The following is a 15,916-nucleotide window of genomic DNA, read 5'->3' on the forward strand; positions in this document are numbered from 1 at the left end:
CTCGTCTAGTTGATCAGCAGGCTGGTGGCCCAACGGACGTCGGTGCCGGTCGCGACGGTGTGCAGGGTGAGGGCGATTCCGGCGGGGCCTGTGATCAAGCCGGATCGCGCCGGGGTGGTGTCGGTGGCGTGCTGGATCAGCAGGCGCACGATCTGGGGCAGCTGTTTCTGGAGGCTGGTGGTGCGGGCGTCGGCGGCGGCGTACCAGGCCGTAGCGGCAAGTCCCGCCCAGCCGTGACACAGCGACGGATCGACGATCCGGCTGAGTTGGAGGTGGTCGGCCAGGCAGCGGATCAGGGCCTCTTCTGCCACCTCTTGCCGGGCGTCGTCGTCGAGAGCGATCCCGGCTAGCTGCTGGGCGCGGGCGACGCCGGGGGTGCCATAGCACCAGGAAGGCCGCGCCGGTCCGCTCATGGAGGGCTTCCCGGCGCGCAACTCCGCGACGGTGATCTTCTCCGGCCACCACGGTCCCGCAGGGCTCGTCTGCTGCCAGCAGTCGAGCCAGGTGCAGATCCGGCGGATCGCCTCCGCGTGCCCCGGCACCCGGATGTCCTGCCGCATGGCCAGGGCCAGGAGAGCCAAAGGGCCGGCGATGCCGTGCGCCATGCCGACGTTGGCATGCCCGCCCTGCTCCGAACCTTCGCGGTCGGCCGGGTCTGCGCTCCACCACCCCGGCGCGAGTCGGCCCGCGGCGTCGTCGGTGTGCACCGGCTCGGTGAGCCGCACCAGGTAGGCCAGCACCCGCCGGAGCAGAGGTCCGTCCGGGGCGCGGAGCAGCAGGTGGGCTCCCAGGCCGGTCAGCCCACGTACGAGGTCGAACTCCGACAGCGAGGGCCGGGCACGCGCCGCGAGGCGTGCCGTGGCAGCGGCTAGACGGCGTTCCACCAGTTCATCGAGGGCATGATCGAGCGCGTCCAGGGCTGTCGGGTGGGAGTGCGGCATGGCCATGGTCAGCGCGTGGGTGACAGCGGGTGCGCCGAACCAGAGTCCGGCTCCGCTGCCGTTGTTCAGCGTGTCAGCGGTCGCGCGTCGCAGCCAGGCATGGACCGGTCCCCACCCGCCGTGTCCGGTCTGTGCTCGCACCCCGTGCAGAAGTGCCAGCCCGGCGGCACCCCGGGACAGCGACTGGGCGTACCAGCGGGTACTGCGTGGCCCGTAGTCGTCCGCTGCAAAATCCGGGGACGGCGGCTCGGTCAGGGTGTCGGTGATACATGCGGCCATCGCCTCTGCCGCCCGTAGCAACGGTGTCCTCAGCGGTGCTCCGGTCATCGGGATGCTCCTACGGCACGAACCCGGCGGCGCACCGCCGCCAGCGCGACATGGCGAGCCAACCGATAGGTGAGCTGTTCGGCGTCTTCGTCGGGACCGAGAGCGCGAACGACGTGCAGGTGCATCAGCGACGCGAGCACCGAGGCTGGGGTGAGCGGGCCGGCGACGGCGGACAGTTCGGCGGCGTACCGGGCTGCGTCCCTGGAGCGTTCCTGCCATGCATGCTGGATGGGCTCGGGAAGTTCGCCCGGGTCGAGGTCGACCGCTTGACGCAGCACGTCCCGCTGGATCGGTGCCTGCCCGGTCTGCTCGGGGCGCGCCACCAGCCATTCGCATCCGTCGGTGCGGCTGCCGAGCATCGAGGCGGCCAGGTCGACCATGCTTAGGGCGGTCAGTGCCCGCCGATCGATCCCAGACCCGGGCTGCGCTACCAGCTGGGCCAGGGCTGCGGTGGAGTCGGCGGCGAACAACTTCTTGGCCGCTGCCAGCGCGGTGCCGCAGCCGTAGCGACCGGACTCGGGATGGTAGGCGTCCAGGCTCCAATCGCCGGCAAGGCGCTGCTGTCGGAGCACGGCGACCCACCGCCCGACCCGCACCGCCGCGTCGCCGTACTCATCGGTGTGCAGTCGTAGTCGAAGATGCGGGGTGGGGCGTCGCATGCGGACGAACCACCACAGCGGCGGCTCGGGCCAGTCGTCGAACAGCGCTGGCAGCCCTCGGGCCAAGACCAGCTCCACCGTCGAAAGGTCGACGGCCACCGAAGCGGACAGCAGGCCACTGGTACCCGGTATGACCGGCTCGGGGGGAGCGGGTGGCGGCCATGCGCCTCGCGCGGTGACCGCAGCTGGCGCGGCAGCGGGCGCAGAGGTAGAGGCGACGGGCACGACGATCTCGTGGGCGCGGCCGGAGAGCCAACCGAAGTCCTCCGGGCTCGCCGCGTCCACTACGGTTACCGGTCCGGCGCTGGCGTCCAGGTGGGCACGCAGCAGGGCACGATCTATGGACTGATCGAGGTGGAGCCGAAGTCGCTGGTCACCGTTGCCGACCTGCACCCATGCCGGCAGCCGCAGCCTCGTCCGCAGCGCCTCCCAGGCCGGCAACCATTCGCCATCGCCTGCGCCCGCACCGGGCAGGGCCGTCGGATCGACGCGCCACCGGGCCGCCGCCAGGAGGACGCGGCCGTACTTCAGCGCGGGTCGAAACGGCAAGCAGGAAGCCGCACCCCAGTCGAACGGTTTCAGCCGGGCATCCGTGGCTCGCGGCAACTCCAGGAGGAACCGGCCGAGCAGCGGCATCGTGTGTACGGCGGCGGCATGCGCCACTGTCGGCTCCACCACCCGCCGCCGCGACATCGACACCAGCACCAGTCGATCCCGGCCGGCGGTCACACCGAGGTCGTCGAGGCCAATCACGTTCTCGGCCACGGGCCGGTGCTCGGCGAGGCTGATCAGCCACGGGAGTACCTGCCGGGAATTGAGCACGTTCTGGGTGTGCAGCTTGCGCGGCGGGAAGCTCAGTTGCGCCGACATGGCCCCGGCCACCGCGACAGGAAGGCGGGCGAACTCCCGGCACATCAACTCCCGGTCGGCGTAGGGCAGCCCGTCGAGGAAGCGCCCGCTCGTCGCCATCGCCGAGCGGCCCATGCCGGTCAACGCGACAGTGAACCGTCCCTGTGTCAACGCCTCCAGCGAGACCGCGCGGACCTCTGCCGAGACGTCGACGTGAGGGCTGACAGGCCCGGCGACTCCGCCAGTACCGGCGAGCCACTCGACGGCCGCGTCATCGAGAACCACCTCACGTACACCGTCGATCAACGCCTGCTGAGCCATCGCGAGCAGACGCTCGTCACGGCCGGACAGTGGTGCCGAAGGCGCGTCGGCGACAGTGCCGAAGTGTTCTGGGAAGCCCAACCCAAGCAGCGGATCTACCAGCCGAGCGAGCGGCACCACCGCCATCATCCCGTAGCGGTCGACGAATCGGGCACGGTACGCACGCCACTCTGGCCGTCCCGCCGGATCTGGCGTCAGCCGTCGTAGCACCTCCACCGATGCGGCGATCTCGGCGGCGACCTGCTCCGGCAGGGCGACCTGATCCGCGAGCTGAAGATCCACCGCGAGCGGTTGGGTGGCCGTTGCCACGTTGCGCATGTGGTCGGCGAGCCCACGAAGGTACGTCGTGCTCCCGGCGCTGGTACCACCGAGACGACCATGCAGCGATCGCAGCTCGGCCCGAAGGGCATGCTGTCCCTCAGGATCACCGTCGAACGCTGCATCGAGGGTGTCCAGGACATGCCTGATCGGGTCCGTGCACGTCGAGGGTGGTCGGAGAGCGGAGATCAACACGCCGTGGTCCACCAGGCCGGCAACCATTGCGTCAGCGGACGAGCGTGGGAAGCCTGGAAACGCAGCAGCGACCGTGTCGATCAGTTCGGCCCACGGCAACGGGGCACGGGCGAGTGACACCGCCAGCCGTACCGCTGCGGTGTTCCTTAACGAGGTCGACTCCGCACTTGCAGAAGCGTGCGGCCGGCGAGACACGACGATCCGAGGCCCGTTCACGAGCGCCAGGTTGTTCGCCTGCACGGGCAGACGGCGGCGCACGTCGGGCTCAGCTTCGAGGCGCGCAATCAGGGACGCGAGCCAACTCGCGTCCGGTCGTACCCGGATCGCCGGCTGCCCTGCCGGCACCACCGCAGCCACCGTGTCGAACCGCAGGGTCGCCACCCCCGAGAACAACCCGAAGGGCGTCGCACGCCGCTGCGCACGGACCAGGTACCGAGCCAGCGCCAGCGCTATCCGCCACCCTCGGTCCGGAGTAGCGCTTCCTGTGACGAGGACCGCTTCTACGCGAGCAGCGAACTCAGGGCTGGCGGCCCAGACAGCCTCGGCCAGGCCGACCTTCCGCCACGTCGCGTGCAACCAGTCCGCGATACCGGAGGCGTCGCTCCGGTCCGGCCAAGGCGCTGGGCCGTCGGGCCATGAGTGAGCGGCAATGCGGATCGTCGCGGCATCGACCGAGCGAAACATGAATTCTCTCCTCCTTCCGTCACGAGGCGCTCCTCCGGGGACATGGCTGGATGTGGGGTGCCGGTTCCGGCAGACATCGGGGGATCGCCTGCCGGAACCAGCGGGGGTGTTCGGTCAGCAGTCGCTGCCCTTCACGGTGTCGCAGCCGTCGTCCGTGTCGGCAAGCAGGGCGGCGGCGACCGGACCCTCCGTGACGATCTGCACGTCGAGCTCGAACGGGTCGTTGCTGACGGCGAGCAGGCTGTTCATGGCAACCTCCAATGGGATTGGGATGATGGGTGGGCAGGTAGCCCCCGCAGCTACCGGCACGTTGGCTGGCGGATCGAGCCGCCTTTCCAAAGAGAACTCGCGACGTTCGGCCTGCCCGCCGCCACGCCCTCCTTGGCAGTGACAGCGGGCAGGGGCCCCAGGTATGCCGGATGGCGATCAGCGCTCGTGGCGTCCATGCCGCTCCTCCCGCACTTCGGACGTGGGGGTCCGCCGCGAAAATGTCGCCACGTGACCCCACTTCAAGCCGTATACACATCGCTTGTGGTGCTTCCACGATCGCGGTTCTTGCGTAGCCCCGGGAACACCGGCCAATGGGGAAAGTTAGGGGGAGACTTACCGGTCGCTGTGTTCTTGACCAGGGGTTTCTATACGGAAAGCAAGATCGGCGCTGGCGGTGATCGGCAAAACAGGCGTTACGCTCTCGTCGCCGGGGTCCAGGCGGGATGGATCGCCGGGGCTATTCGCGTCTCTCGCCGGGGGTGTCGTTGATCAGTCCATATGTGCGTCGTCGCCGGCTCGCTACCGAACTCGTGCGGCTACGGGAGGAACACGGCTACTCCGCTGAGCGGCTTTGCAAAGAGACAAAGATCGCCAAGCAGAAGCTGAGCCGTTTGGAAAACGCGAGAGTCCGACCAGATCAAGACGAGATCATGCGAATCCTCGACCACTTTCGGGTTGACGAGCAGCGGTGGGAAGAGATCATGGCCATCGCTCACGAGTCCCAGGAGAACGGCTGGTGGGAGAAGTTCCGCGTCGAGATGGGACCACGGCAGGCCCTCTACGCGGACCTGGAAGCGGGTGCGGAGCACATCGCCGAGTACCACATCACCTTGCTGCCGGGCCTGTTACAGATCCCGGCGTACACCGAGGTCCGCGCGGTGGCAGATCGTGCTGCCTACCCCCGAAGATTCACGGTGGAGCGAGCACTGGAAGCCCGAGCTGCCCGGCAACGGGTCCTTGATAGACCGGGCGGACCCTCTTACGAGGTGATTATCGATGAGCTCGCGATCCGTCGGCACGCCGCACCGCCGGAGGTCGTCCGCGCGCAGCTTGACCACCTGATCAACGTCGGTCACGAGAAGCAGAAGACCACCATCCGGGTACTGCGGCTGACCGCGCGAATCGCTGGCAACGCGGTACCCCGGTCGTCGTACTTCAGCTACCGATACCCCGATCCGAGCGATCCAGTGGTCGTCGCGGTCGACACCATCACCAGCGACCTCGTCCTCACCGACCCGGACGAGGTCGCCAACTATGCCTCCCTGTACGAGCGCCTGCGCTCCGCGGCTCTCAGCCCCGCCGACAGCCTCGACTTCCTCGCCAGCGTGGCGGAGGAACTGCCCGACTACACCAGGAGATGACCATGCACCCCGAGAAGTTCACCAACTGGCGGAAGTCGAGCCGCTCCGGCGGTGGCGACAACCGCATCGAGGTCGCCTTCGCGCTCGACGGCACCGTGGGCATGCGGGACTCGAAGGACCGGACGGGACCAGTGCTGGGGTTCACCCGAGGTGAGTGGACGGCGTTCACTGACGGCATCCGCGACGGCGAGTTTGACGCACACTGAGCTACTGTCTCGTCGGCGCGCCCGGCTTCCAGGGCGCGCCGCGCAGACCTTGGCCGACGTGAGTGGCACCGCTTGCAGGCACGGTTCATGCTGGTCGGCGTAGTGCCTTAGCGCGTCGAGACGAGCGTCTGCTCGATGTGTTCGAAGATGTCCGAGTCTGTCTCTTGCTGCCACTCCGGCATGTCTGGCCAGTCGGCCACGTAGGAAGCCTTCGGGTTGGGAAAGTGCTTAAATATCTGCGCGATCCAGCACAGGGCGACGAAGCGTCCTTTTTGTTCACGGGTCAGCTTCGCGGTTGCGCCGTCGGCTGCCTCGATGAACTGGCGGACCTGCTCATACACTGCGGCGGCACTTTCCCGTTCCCATTCGGGCGTATCTTCCCAGGGCGTGACGTAGCCCGGCTTCGGTTCGCCGGGATAGTACTTGCGGACTCCCGCGATCCATGCCTCGCGGAACACACGCCCCGGTTCTTCGACCTGCACGCTGGTCCTCCCTCTGGTCGTGTCAGCTCCCGGCCCTTACCAGGGCGCTGATCTGGCGGTTGAGATGCCGCACGTGAGTGTCGGCGAGGAACGGCTGCAAGTGGTGGTGTAGTTGGTTAAGTTTGGAGCCGACCACGCCTGAGCCGCTTTGGCGGGCAGTGTCGAGGGCGGCGCTGCCATAGTGCACGATTTGGTGTACGTCGCTACGTTGGACGCCGACCAGGGCGAGGTCCGTCAGAACGGTTCCGCGTCGTCGCGTGGAGAGGTTCTGAGACAGGGCGCCGGACAGCACCGGCTCGGCCAGGTCTGGGCGCCTCAACTCGACGTAGCAGGCTCCGCGTTCCTCGGCGAGCCGGGAGCCGTCGAAGCGCAACCATCCGCCGTTGTGCACTCGGCCGTGCAGGTAGTTGACCTCTTCGGCCTGGTCGAGCGCCCGCCGGCACCCGCCCAGGTCACCGAGGCCCGCGAGAGCCTGCGCCCGCACAGTTCGTGCCCACTGCCGGGTCGACAGCGCGCTGTCCCCGTTCTGGGCCAGGTCAGCGGCAACGTCCAGCATCGGTGCGGCGTGCCGGAAGTCGCGCTCGTAGACGCTGATGAAGGCGTGACGGATCATCGCGCACGCCCAGAGGTCGTAGGCAGCGGCTTCTCGCGCGGCGGTCGCTGCCAGGGTGTAGCAGTGCGCGGCCTCGATGTACGCGTTCGCGTCGAAGGCAACCTCGCCGGCGAGCTGGAGCAGGTCGGCGGTGACCTCGCAGAGCCGACGGTGCACGGGTGTCGTGTGGGAGCGGCGTAGGTTGGCCGTGAGCGTCGTCAGCTGACGGTTGACCAGCGGCGATACTGCTGACTTGGACTCAGCCGCGCCGAAGGCCGCCCACAGCTGGGCGTTTAGCGCCTCGTACTCGTCGAGGGTCGCTGGGTCTAGTCGCTGGGTCCCGTCACTGGAGGACTCGATGCGCGCCCAGTCGAGCTGGCTGCCCGGGACGGGCGCAGCCAACAGCGCACCTGTCAGGCTCAGCAGGCGTAGCAACTCGCGGCGGTTCATGTCGCCAGTGTCCGTGATCTCCCTGCCGGTCAGCGACTCGCGAGCGCGATCATCACCAGGGGTGAGCGCCTCGCTAGGGGGCATCTGGTGCGCAACGGGATCAGAATGGCGTTGGCCACGGGTGATGTAGAAGCCCAGGTCGGCGTCCCGCGATGCCTTCAGCACCGCCCGGAATGCCTCCCGGGTCGTGGGTTTGGGCCAGCGGTGTTCTCCCCGCTCAAGCTTGCCGACGTGGTTGGCGTCCATGCTGGTTCTCGTGCCGTAGGTGTCCCACAGGTAGTTGTTGACCGCCTCAGCGACCTCCTGCCGGGACATCCGTCGGCCTGAGCCGCTCGGGGACAGAAGTCGACGGCGGGCGTCACTGAGCAGGGTGTTGGGGCCATCTGACGCACCCGACTTCGGTGCCAACCCGTCACCGCCCGTCGAAAACTCGCTGTGATCCTTACGGATGGTCCTGCAAGATCGGCGCCACCCTCATCCCTGGCCCGCTGGGCCTCGGGCCTCCGTTGCGGAACGAGGCGACCCGACGGACCGATTTGCCGGAATGCCAGCCCAGCTTGCCAGCGTGACTACCTGATTACAAGACGAACTACCAACGGAACGTCAGGCTGACCGCAACCCGTCCGGGTGGCCTGCTCACCCCTGAACACGCCAATGACCTGCGATTATCGAGGCGCTGGCCTGCTCATTCGGCCGTGGAAGGCTGCGCAGGTTGGTGGTTCTAAACGTAGTCCGGAGCGCAACCGCGCAGCTCGAGCGGGCCGGGCTGGCTCCGGATGTCCGGGTCAGGTCCAGGTCAGGCGTTGCCGGAGCAGCTGTGTTCGGCGGGGTTCGCGGTACGGGAGAGCGCGTTGGTCGGCCTCGGACGCTTCCGTGGCCGGTCGAGTTCGCGGAGTTCGGCGCGGGTGGCGTGGAACAGGTGGTAGTCGTAGAGGTCGGTGCCGAGCTTGTCTACTTCCGATAGCGCTGCGGCCGGTGCGGTGACGTAGCGCAGGGCAATGGCTCGGCACAGGCGGGTCACGGGCGACGGGGAGAAGTGGAGCAGCATGTCGTAGAGGACGGCGATCTGGGGCCAGTCGGTGTCTTCCCATCGTTTGGGTTCGGCGCGGCAGGCGATGATCGCGGCTTGGAGTTGGTACGGGCCGGGCCGGCGCATGGCGGCGGCGCGGGCGATCAGGCGGTTGGCTTCCTCGATCGTCTCGTGGTCCCAGCGGGTCCGGTCCTGATGCTGGAGCTGGACGATGCGGCCGTCGGGGTCGAAGCGGGCGGCGGCTCGGGCCTGGTGGAGTCGGATGAGGGCCAGTAGTCCAAGTACTTCGGGTTCGGTGGGCATGGGCTGGTGCAGCAGGCTGGCGAGGAACTCGGCCTCGTCGACCAGGTCGCGGGACTGGGCCTGGGTCCCCGCCGGTGGACAGGTAGACGGCGTCCGCAGCCCAGACCGCCTACGTCACCAGGCCATAGGCCAGGCACGGGAGCAACCAAGTCGGCGTCGGCCGGCGCGTGCCGAGCCGCACGATCCAGCCGACACCGAAGCATGCAGCCCAGCTCCGTCGCGCCTCGACATCTGTAGCTCCCTGACTACTTATGGCGATATTCTCTGTTGTCTGCTGGCGCGCAGACGCGGCGGCAGGCGGAACATGCGGGCGTATCGGGAAGGATTAGCGATGACGGCGAGCAGGGGGGCGCCCGGAGAGTGGCGGAGACTTTCACGGCCCGAGTTCGGCCTTGCCGACATCATCAGCGATACTATCGCCGAATCCGGCTATGTCCACAAAAATTGTCTCCGTGAGTTGCGCGGTGCTGACACGCTGCTGCTTTTCAGTGACTACGGAGGGGCCCATAAAGAGGCACACTACGAGGTCCTCTCATTCCTGTTAACGACTGTTCTGGGCATACGCGAGTTCGATACTGAGCGTCGTCTCCTCCGCGCGGGAGGGCTGGGGGCTAAGCGACGTATGGCCTATAAGTCGCTCAATGACAAGGTCCGCATGCGGAACTTAGGCGCCTTTTTAGGGACGGCGAATCTTCTACAGGGCTTACTGGTCAATTTTGCGATCGATAAGAGAGCGCTCGGCCGTTTTGATGAGGAGTATCAGTCGGATACGGCGGTGGGCCGGTTGGGTCCGTGGGCGCAGCGCTCATTCCGCAAGCTTACCAGAGTTGGTCATCTGGCTGGCATTCTGCTCGAAGGGGTCCGCCACGAAGGGCAGAACCTCGTCTGGATCACCGATGAGGATGAGATTGCGCCCAATGTGCACAAGCACACCGAAGCGACGAAGTTGTTGGGCCATTTTTTGAGTTCTTACTTGAGCGGGAACATGGGTCATTTCCGGTTCGGAACTACGGCATCGGATAATGGTGATCTGCTAATCGAGGACTTGGCGGCTATACCTGATCTCGCTGCCGGGTGTCTAGGTGAAATCTTGTCGATCCTCGCACCGCATCCTGCGTCGAGTTCGATTGCGAGACTCTTCTTTTCGGTGAACACGGATCTTCCCCCGAAGGTCAAGGATATTGCGACGTGGCTTGGTGGTCCGTCGGGGATTGTCCAGAAAATGAATCTTGTGGTCGATGAAGGAGACGACGGTTGTGCGGTGAGAGACTTCACTGTCGTCACGGACTTCGACCAGCTGTGATCGCGGTCAACTCGGGTGTCGCCCGCTATGCGGTTCGATGGCGTGCGAAAAGTGGCATCGTATCACTGATCCTGCGATGCGCGGGGTCCTCTATTGTTTCTGTCGGCCAACGTTTGGCGTTACCGGGCCGAGGTAGGCGCAAGGTGACTACTCAGGTCATCAGTTGATTGCGGGGATCCAGGGTCGGCCCGATGTTAGCTGGACGAGGGCGTCGTAGAGATTGATGCCGTGTTTGGCGGCGGTGGCGAGATATGAGCGCAGGTGGCAGAACTGCTCCGCGCCGGTCAGGGTGCGCATCGCGCCGGAGATTTTCTGCCGGATTTTGACCATGCGGACTTCCCGTTCGGCGGCGTTGTTGTCGAACGGGCAGTGTCCTGGCTGGTGCGCGAATCGGAGGTAGTCGTCGATGCGTTCGGTCATCCGGCGGGCCAGCGCGGCCAGTTTCTTGCCGATCGCTGTGGTTTGGCCGGTGTGGTCCTTGACCCCGACCAGAGCGGCGTGGCGGAACGAGGCGACCCCCGCGGCCAGAATCTCGGGATCGATGCGATCGTGGCCGGCTGCCACAGCATCGTCCGTGGCCTTCTTGAGGGCCAGCAGGGCGTCGATGCCTTGCGCGGCCCAGGTTGCCGACGGGTCGAGCTCGGCGGCGGCTACCAGTTCCCGCAGCAGATGGGCGCAGCACAGGGCGTGGGTGGCCTGTGGGTAGCAGTCATAAGGTGCCCAGGCGTCGTGCACGGCGATCCCGGTGAAAGCGGGCAGGACCCCGCCGGCGTCGATGGCGTCCCGGCCGCGTTTCGGGTGCACGTAGAGCAGGCTGTACTTACCTGTCGATGCGGAGTGAACCCAGTGCAGTTTGCCTGCGACCCGGAACCCGGTCTCGTCGAAATGCACCAGCGGTGCCGCCGTCAGCGCGGTGCGGATCGCGGCCAGAAAGTCACCCTCGAGCCGGCGGGCGGCGCGGGCGGTCAACGCCGCGACGCTGCCCTGCGAGATCGGCACCCCGAACAGATCCCCGACGGCCTGGGCGACGCGTTTCTGCGCCCCGAACTGCGCGACCAGCAGATACACCACGATCGCGGCCAGCCTCGGCCCGTACTGCACCGGCGCGTCCACCCCGGCCGGGCCGTCCGCGCAGGTCACCGCACCACACCCGCACCGGCGAATGTTCAGCCGGTGCTCGGTGACCCGGGCTACGACCGAGGGAATCTCGAACACCTGACGGCGGGTCACCGCGGCCAGCGGCGCGCCGGCCAGCCCGCCGCCGCACCCGCCACACGCGACCGGCTCATGAACAACGGTCTCGTCCGGGCTCTCGACCTGCCGCAACGTACGACCCGGATGGCCGTCCTGGCCACCCGAGCGGCGCCCGGACCGGCCCCGCAACGACTTCGGCGCGGGCTTGTCCAACCCCTGCGCCGAGGGCGGCATGTTCGAGTTCCGCGGAGACTGACCCAGACGACGCCGCAACTCGGCATTCTCCGCTTCCAGGACCGCGATCCGGGCATCCCGCTCCGCGACGGCCTTCTCCAACGCGACGAGCCGCTCCAGCAACTCCACGATGGACGGCATCTCCGGCACCCGGACATCCTGCCCAACAACCCCGCCAAGATCAAACCGGCCCGAACCGACCGACCTGATTAGTTACGGCGCAAGAGCAACGATGGAGGACCGGCGCAGGCTGCCGCGACGGTCGTTGGTGATGGCGCCCTGGTCCGCCAGCGGCTTGAGTGCTCTGATGACGTGCTCCTCGCGGTACACGGTTTCGAAGAGCGCGAACTTGCGGAGATCCTCGATCCTGGTCGGCCCGTTGTCACGGAGTTTCTGTACCAGTAGCCGGGTCAATGGGCCGAGTTGCGGTTCGGCGATGTCGAAGAGCGTCTCGGCTTGTTCGTCGCGAGGGTCGCGGAAGCCGACGCCTTGGGTGCGGTCGACCTCCCAGAGGGAGTCCTTCATCTTCTTCACGCCGAGCGGATGGCCGGTGCCGAAGACGAGGTATAGCGGCTGCCCGTGCCGGGGCACCAGCTCGAAGTCCAACAGGTACTCGAAGCCGGCGGTATGCAGGGCTTGTCGGTAGCAGGTAAGGATGTGTCGACTCTTCGCCTCCGCCGCGAGCTCGGTAACCGAGCGCCAGGTCGAATCTCCGCCGAAGACCTCATCGGCTGCTGGACCCATCCGGGTGACGAAGCGGACGAAGTGCTGTGGTTGCAGAGTAACGATGACTTCGCTGGAGACGTTCGCGGCGAGGCGTTGCAGCAGGCGATAGGGCACGGGGGCGTTGCCCCAGGAGTCGAGGTTGGCGAAGATCGGCTGGCCCCACGCGTCCATCTTGTCTAGCGCGGGTTCAAGATGGGTCGCGCAGGTGCCGAGGACGATGTCGACCGGCATCGCGTGGTGGCTTCGCGGGCGTTCGGGGAAGGCTTCCCGCAGAGTCGTCTTGAGCATGCTGATGCAGCGCTCGTCGTCGTCAACGAACAGGAACCGGGCGACGCCTTTGGTGGGAGGAACCTTGACCGTCAATGCCCGCATGGCGATGACCGGCGAGCCGGGTTCACCTCCACTGTAGATGCCGGGGCCAGCGAAGCCCTCGGCATAGGTGACCGACGGATACGAGCTCTCGTAGGCCAGGAGAATCGGGAACCATCGCTCCAGGTAACGACGGTAGATGTTGTGCTTGGCCTCCGTGTGAGGCGCGCACGGCCATGGCACATCGCCGTCGACGGGCATTGATCCCCCTGGCTACTCGGCGTCCACAGCAGTGTCGCACGGCAAAGGCACGCGGGGAATCCTCCGCCGAGGATCGTGCGGACTAGCGCGTGAGGAGCAGTCGCGCGTCAGCCCCTTTATCCCCAGTGGACAAGTCGGGCATGGATGAGTACTCGCGTCCGTCCAATTGGCGTCCGCCGGACTTCGGTGTGCGGCCGCCCCACTGCTTGAAGAAGAACGCCGTGCCCGCCTCGTCGCACTGGTCCCGTACCGCCCGGACCCAGCCGGGCTGGACAGGTCGGCTGTTCGGCCCAGACTCGCCGCCTGCGATGAGCCAGTGGATCTCGGAGAGGTTCATGTCGGCCAAGGGGCCGAGCAGAGGTTCTGCCGAGACGAACCGGACGGCGGCGGGAACGCGTCGCAGTTCGTCGATGCGGCCCAGATGGTCGGCGCTTTCGACGCTGACACCCATCCACACGTTCGGTGGCCAGTCGATCAGCGGGGCGAGTTTCGCAAGCCTGGTGGCGCGTTTGGTCAGCACCTGATAGGTGTGTCGCGGTGTTTCTCGCATGACCTCGAAGACTTGCTGCACATAGTTCACCGGTACTCGGGCGTGGAACAGGTCGGACATGGAGTTGACGAACACGACCCGCGGATCTCGCCAGCGCCGAGGAACGTTCAGCGCGTCCTCATGCAGTGACACGCCGAACCCAGGCCCAGAGGTCCGCGGATCACCGTCGGTCTGATACTTCGCCGAGCCCATGGCCTTGAGCCGTCGAGACAGTGCCAGGGCGTAGCAGTTGTCGCAGCCAGGGGAAATGCGGTCACAGCCGGTCGTCGGATTCCACGTCGCCTCAGTCCACTCGATCCTGCTTCGATCCGCCATCGAACTCACCCCCTGAGATCACATCTTGTCGAACATCCGTTCGGTATGGAAGAGATCGGATCTCCTCACCTTCAACTTTTACGTGGCTGGGTGACCCCCTCTCGTACAACGCCGCACGGTCATTGGCGTGGCGCTGCTCGAATACGAGCCTCTGGACCAACCGCATTGCACCTCGTTCCAGACCGCCGTAACTGGTCCGGCAACGCGGTACTGTGTCCGCGTTGCCCCTGTCCCGCGCCGTCCGGCCGAGAACATCGGCATCGCGAAGGTCCTTCTGCTGCGATACATACCGCTGTCGCGGAGCCTGGCCGAGCGACCACGCCCGCCGCCGTCCGTCAACCCCCGGGCCGGACCGGCCGGGGCACCCGGGCGGGTGATGCGAGAGGTCATCAGTGCCGAACCCAGCCCGGTGGGTGCTGGAAGCCGACCAGCAACGCCCGTGCAGTCACTGGGGCCTCAGCGCGCCCGCGCGGCGCGGGCCGCTCAGGTATCGGTCGATGCCGCTGGCATTCCAGCGCCACCGGACGAGTTCTTCCGAGGCGCCCAGGTGCCGCGCCGTTTGGGCGTGGTCCATGCGGGCGAACTTGGCCTGTTTGAGCGCGGCCTCGGGCGCGAGTAGGGAACCGGCGAGCCAGTCGGCTTCCCCTTCCTGTTGGTTGTCGAATTCCCGCATGACGCAATCGCCGAACGTGATCATGCGGCCATGCCGATGCTTCAAGATCAGGTGACTCAGCTCGTGACATATCGAGTTGTTGGTGCGGGCTTCGTCATGCGTGGGGTTGGTTACGACCAGCGTGCCGGTCGGCAGCGTGACGGTGACGGCCGACCACTCCCGTGGATTGTGGATCAGCAGTTCCTCGCGGTCGGCAGGGCCGAGCGAGGGCAGGTCTGCCGCAGGGTCATTGCGTTCTGGGGTAGCTGCTGGTCATTGCAGTGATGAGGTCGTGCGGGCGACGGTCGGCGCGTCTGGTGGCGCGGGCGATGTTGGTATCGCCGTTGGTGCGGTGGTAACTGGCCGCGGTGTTACGTAGCGTCGCCATGATTGCGGGGCCGGTGCCGGTTCTGGCTTGGTGGAGGTCTTCACGGAACGTGACGTCGCGGACATGATGGACCTGATTCTCGATCAGCCACTCGTTTCGGGCCCAGGACTGCAGGTCCGCGGGTTGGGCGTGCTCGGCGGGGAGGGAGATGGTGTAGTAGGCGGTTTCCCTGGTGGTCTTGCCCTTGAGGGTGCGGGTGCGGGTGATCCGGACGGCCTGCTCGGCGTGAGGGAACAGCAGACCGCCGGGGGTGGCTACGGTGAGCGCCTTGACCGTGCGGGTCTCCCGCCGGCCGTGACCGGTTTCGCGGCGTCGGTCACCCACCGGGACCTGGGCCCAGGGCAAGGCCTTGAGCTGGGCAAACACGGTCGGCTGGTTACCTTTGACCGGGATGAGCAGGTCGGCGCCGCGAGCGGCGACCTCGGTCGCGTGGCTGGTCTGTGTATGGAGGGCGTCGGCCACGAAGATGAGGCCGTCCAGGCTACCCAGAACCTGTTCGACCGCGTCCAGCAGTGGGGTGAACGCGGGGATTTCGTTGCTTTTCGCGGCCACGGTGACCTGAGCGAGCACGATGCCGGTGCTGGTGTCCAGCGCGGACAGCAGGTGGACCCGGCTGCCATCGGCGCGGCGGGCGCCGCGCATGGTCTTGCCGTCGATGGCGATGACGATCCGGTACCGCCGAGGTCGGGGCGTGACCGGAGGCGGGACGCGGGTACGCAGCCAGTCGGCGAGCACGGTGGCCAGCAGGTCAGCGTCCAACCTGGTCAGCAGCCGCCAGATCGTGGTCGCGGCCGGGACGGCGCGGATGAACCCGAGCCGGGCCCTGGCGAGGTCATCGAGGTCGTGCAGCCAGTCCGCGATGGCCGCGAACGATGATGCGCCGGCGGTCACGGCGCACACCGCGACGGTCAGTAGCCCGACGAGCGGGTAACGCGCCCCACGCGGGGACCGGGGGTCCGCGATGGTGGCCAACGAGTGCTGGAGCCCAGCTTCTTC

At 67.0% G+C, this 15,916-nt stretch carries 14 protein-coding genes; 3 read left to right on the plus strand and 11 right to left on the minus strand.

What is annotated here, in order from left to right:
* Positions 1 to 5 precede the first annotated feature (5 nt).
* The 3 genes from O7626_RS17320 to O7626_RS17330 form a co-directional block, all read right to left on the minus strand.
* Positions 6 to 1,268 (minus strand): lanthionine synthetase C family protein, encoded by a 1,263-nt coding sequence (locus O7626_RS17320; RefSeq protein WP_278062200.1) that lies wholly within the window; start codon positions 1,266 to 1,268, stop codon positions 6 to 8.
* Positions 1,265 to 4,294 carry a lantibiotic dehydratase gene (locus tag O7626_RS17325; RefSeq protein WP_278062201.1) on the minus strand — a complete coding sequence of 1,010 codons (3,030 nt, stop codon included), beginning with the start codon at positions 4,292 to 4,294 and terminating at the stop codon, positions 1,265 to 1,267. Before O7626_RS17325 ends, O7626_RS17320 begins: the two co-directional genes overlap by 4 nt.
* Positions 4,295 to 4,408: 114 nt before the next feature.
* A complete protein-coding gene (locus tag O7626_RS17330; RefSeq protein ID WP_016815038.1) occupies positions 4,409 to 4,543 on the minus strand; it encodes an FxLD family lanthipeptide in 135 nt (44 codons plus the stop codon).
* A gap of 506 nt (positions 4,544 to 5,049) precedes the next feature.
* Between O7626_RS17330 and O7626_RS17335 the strand changes: the two genes are divergently transcribed.
* Together O7626_RS17335 and O7626_RS17340 are read left to right on the plus strand one after the other, a co-directional pair.
* Positions 5,050 to 5,925, plus strand: a complete 876-nt coding sequence (locus tag O7626_RS17335; RefSeq protein ID WP_278066197.1) for a helix-turn-helix transcriptional regulator — start codon at positions 5,050 to 5,052, stop codon at positions 5,923 to 5,925.
* On the plus strand, positions 5,922 to 6,131 hold the full coding sequence (locus O7626_RS17340; protein WP_278062202.1) for a DUF397 domain-containing protein: 210 nt from the start codon (positions 5,922 to 5,924) through the stop codon (positions 6,129 to 6,131). The genes O7626_RS17335 and O7626_RS17340 overlap by 4 nt, the downstream gene beginning before the upstream one ends.
* A gap of 107 nt (positions 6,132 to 6,238) precedes the next feature.
* On the opposite strand, the gene O7626_RS17345 is transcribed toward O7626_RS17340, so the two are convergent.
* The 3 genes from O7626_RS17345 to O7626_RS17355 all read right to left on the minus strand — a co-directional run bounded on the left by O7626_RS17345 (position 6,239) and on the right by O7626_RS17355 (position 9,087).
* Positions 6,239 to 6,613 (minus strand): hypothetical protein, encoded by a 375-nt coding sequence (locus O7626_RS17345; RefSeq protein WP_278062203.1) that lies wholly within the window; start codon positions 6,611 to 6,613, stop codon positions 6,239 to 6,241.
* 22 nt (positions 6,614 to 6,635) lie between these two features.
* Positions 6,636 to 7,970 carry a transcriptional regulator gene (locus tag O7626_RS17350; RefSeq protein WP_278062204.1) on the minus strand — a complete coding sequence of 445 codons (1,335 nt, stop codon included), beginning with the start codon at positions 7,968 to 7,970 and terminating at the stop codon, positions 6,636 to 6,638.
* A gap of 481 nt (positions 7,971 to 8,451) precedes the next feature.
* On the minus strand, positions 8,452 to 9,087 hold the full coding sequence (locus tag O7626_RS17355; protein WP_347404864.1) for a DUF6596 domain-containing protein: 636 nt from the start codon (positions 9,085 to 9,087) through the stop codon (positions 8,452 to 8,454).
* Positions 9,088 to 9,319: 232 nt separating this feature from the next.
* Here O7626_RS17355 and O7626_RS17360 point away from each other — a divergent pair, with 232 nt between their 5' ends.
* The gene (locus tag O7626_RS17360) at positions 9,320 to 10,291 is read left to right on the plus strand and encodes a hypothetical protein (protein ID WP_278062206.1); all 972 of its coding nucleotides are present in this window, start codon (positions 9,320 to 9,322) and stop codon (positions 10,289 to 10,291) included.
* Positions 10,292 to 10,450: 159 nt separating this feature from the next.
* Here O7626_RS17360 and O7626_RS17365 read toward each other — a convergent pair whose 3' ends face one another.
* From O7626_RS17365 to O7626_RS17385, 5 genes are all read right to left on the minus strand, one after another.
* A complete protein-coding gene (locus O7626_RS17365; RefSeq protein WP_278061713.1) occupies positions 10,451 to 11,860 on the minus strand; it encodes an IS66 family transposase in 1,410 nt (469 codons plus the stop codon).
* Positions 11,861 to 11,932: 72 nt separating this feature from the next.
* Complete coding sequence (locus O7626_RS17370) at positions 11,933 to 13,015, minus strand: three-Cys-motif partner protein TcmP (RefSeq protein ID WP_278062207.1); 1,083 nt, start codon at positions 13,013 to 13,015, stop codon at positions 11,933 to 11,935.
* An 82-nt stretch (positions 13,016 to 13,097) separates the two neighbouring features.
* Complete coding sequence (locus O7626_RS17375; RefSeq protein WP_278062208.1) at positions 13,098 to 13,880, minus strand: phage Gp37/Gp68 family protein; 783 nt, start codon at positions 13,878 to 13,880, stop codon at positions 13,098 to 13,100.
* 445 nt (positions 13,881 to 14,325) lie between these two features.
* On the minus strand, positions 14,326 to 14,766 hold the full coding sequence (locus O7626_RS17380) for an ImmA/IrrE family metallo-endopeptidase (protein WP_347404865.1): 441 nt from the start codon (positions 14,764 to 14,766) through the stop codon (positions 14,326 to 14,328).
* Positions 14,767 to 14,779: 13 nt separating this feature from the next.
* Entirely contained in the window at positions 14,780 to 15,892 is a 1,113-nt protein-coding gene (locus O7626_RS17385; protein ID WP_278060713.1) for an ISAs1 family transposase, read from the minus strand.
* Between the last annotated feature and the right edge of the window lie 24 nt (positions 15,893 to 15,916).

Source organism: Micromonospora sp. WMMD1102, assembly GCF_029626265.1.
Taxonomy (GTDB): domain Bacteria; phylum Actinomycetota; class Actinomycetes; order Mycobacteriales; family Micromonosporaceae; genus Plantactinospora.

What these genes read in the sequence shown, in the direction of transcription:
- O7626_RS17340 (WP_278062202.1), top strand. Translation starts at nt 5,922, where the DNA reads ATGACCATGCACCCCGAGAAGTTCACCAACTGGCGGAAGTCGAGCCGC.
- O7626_RS17375 (WP_278062208.1), bottom strand. Translation starts at nt 13,880, where the DNA reads ATGGCGGATCGAAGCAGGATCGAGTGGACTGAGGCGACGTGGAATCCG.
- O7626_RS17320 (WP_278062200.1), bottom strand. Translation starts at nt 1,268, where the DNA reads ATGACCGGAGCACCGCTGAGGACACCGTTGCTACGGGCGGCAGAGGCG.
- O7626_RS17325 (WP_278062201.1), bottom strand. Translation starts at nt 4,294, where the DNA reads ATGTTTCGCTCGGTCGATGCCGCGACGATCCGCATTGCCGCTCACTCA.
- O7626_RS17365 (WP_278061713.1), bottom strand. Translation starts at nt 11,860, where the DNA reads ATGCCGTCCATCGTGGAGTTGCTGGAGCGGCTCGTCGCGTTGGAGAAG.
- O7626_RS17370 (WP_278062207.1), bottom strand. Translation starts at nt 13,015, where the DNA reads ATGCCCGTCGACGGCGATGTGCCATGGCCGTGCGCGCCTCACACGGAG.
- O7626_RS17330 (WP_016815038.1), bottom strand. Translation starts at nt 4,543, where the DNA reads ATGAACAGCCTGCTCGCCGTCAGCAACGACCCGTTCGAGCTCGACGTG.
- O7626_RS17360 (WP_278062206.1), top strand. Translation starts at nt 9,320, where the DNA reads ATGACGGCGAGCAGGGGGGCGCCCGGAGAGTGGCGGAGACTTTCACGG.
- O7626_RS17350 (WP_278062204.1), bottom strand. Translation starts at nt 7,970, where the DNA reads ATGTCCCGGCAGGAGGTCGCTGAGGCGGTCAACAACTACCTGTGGGAC.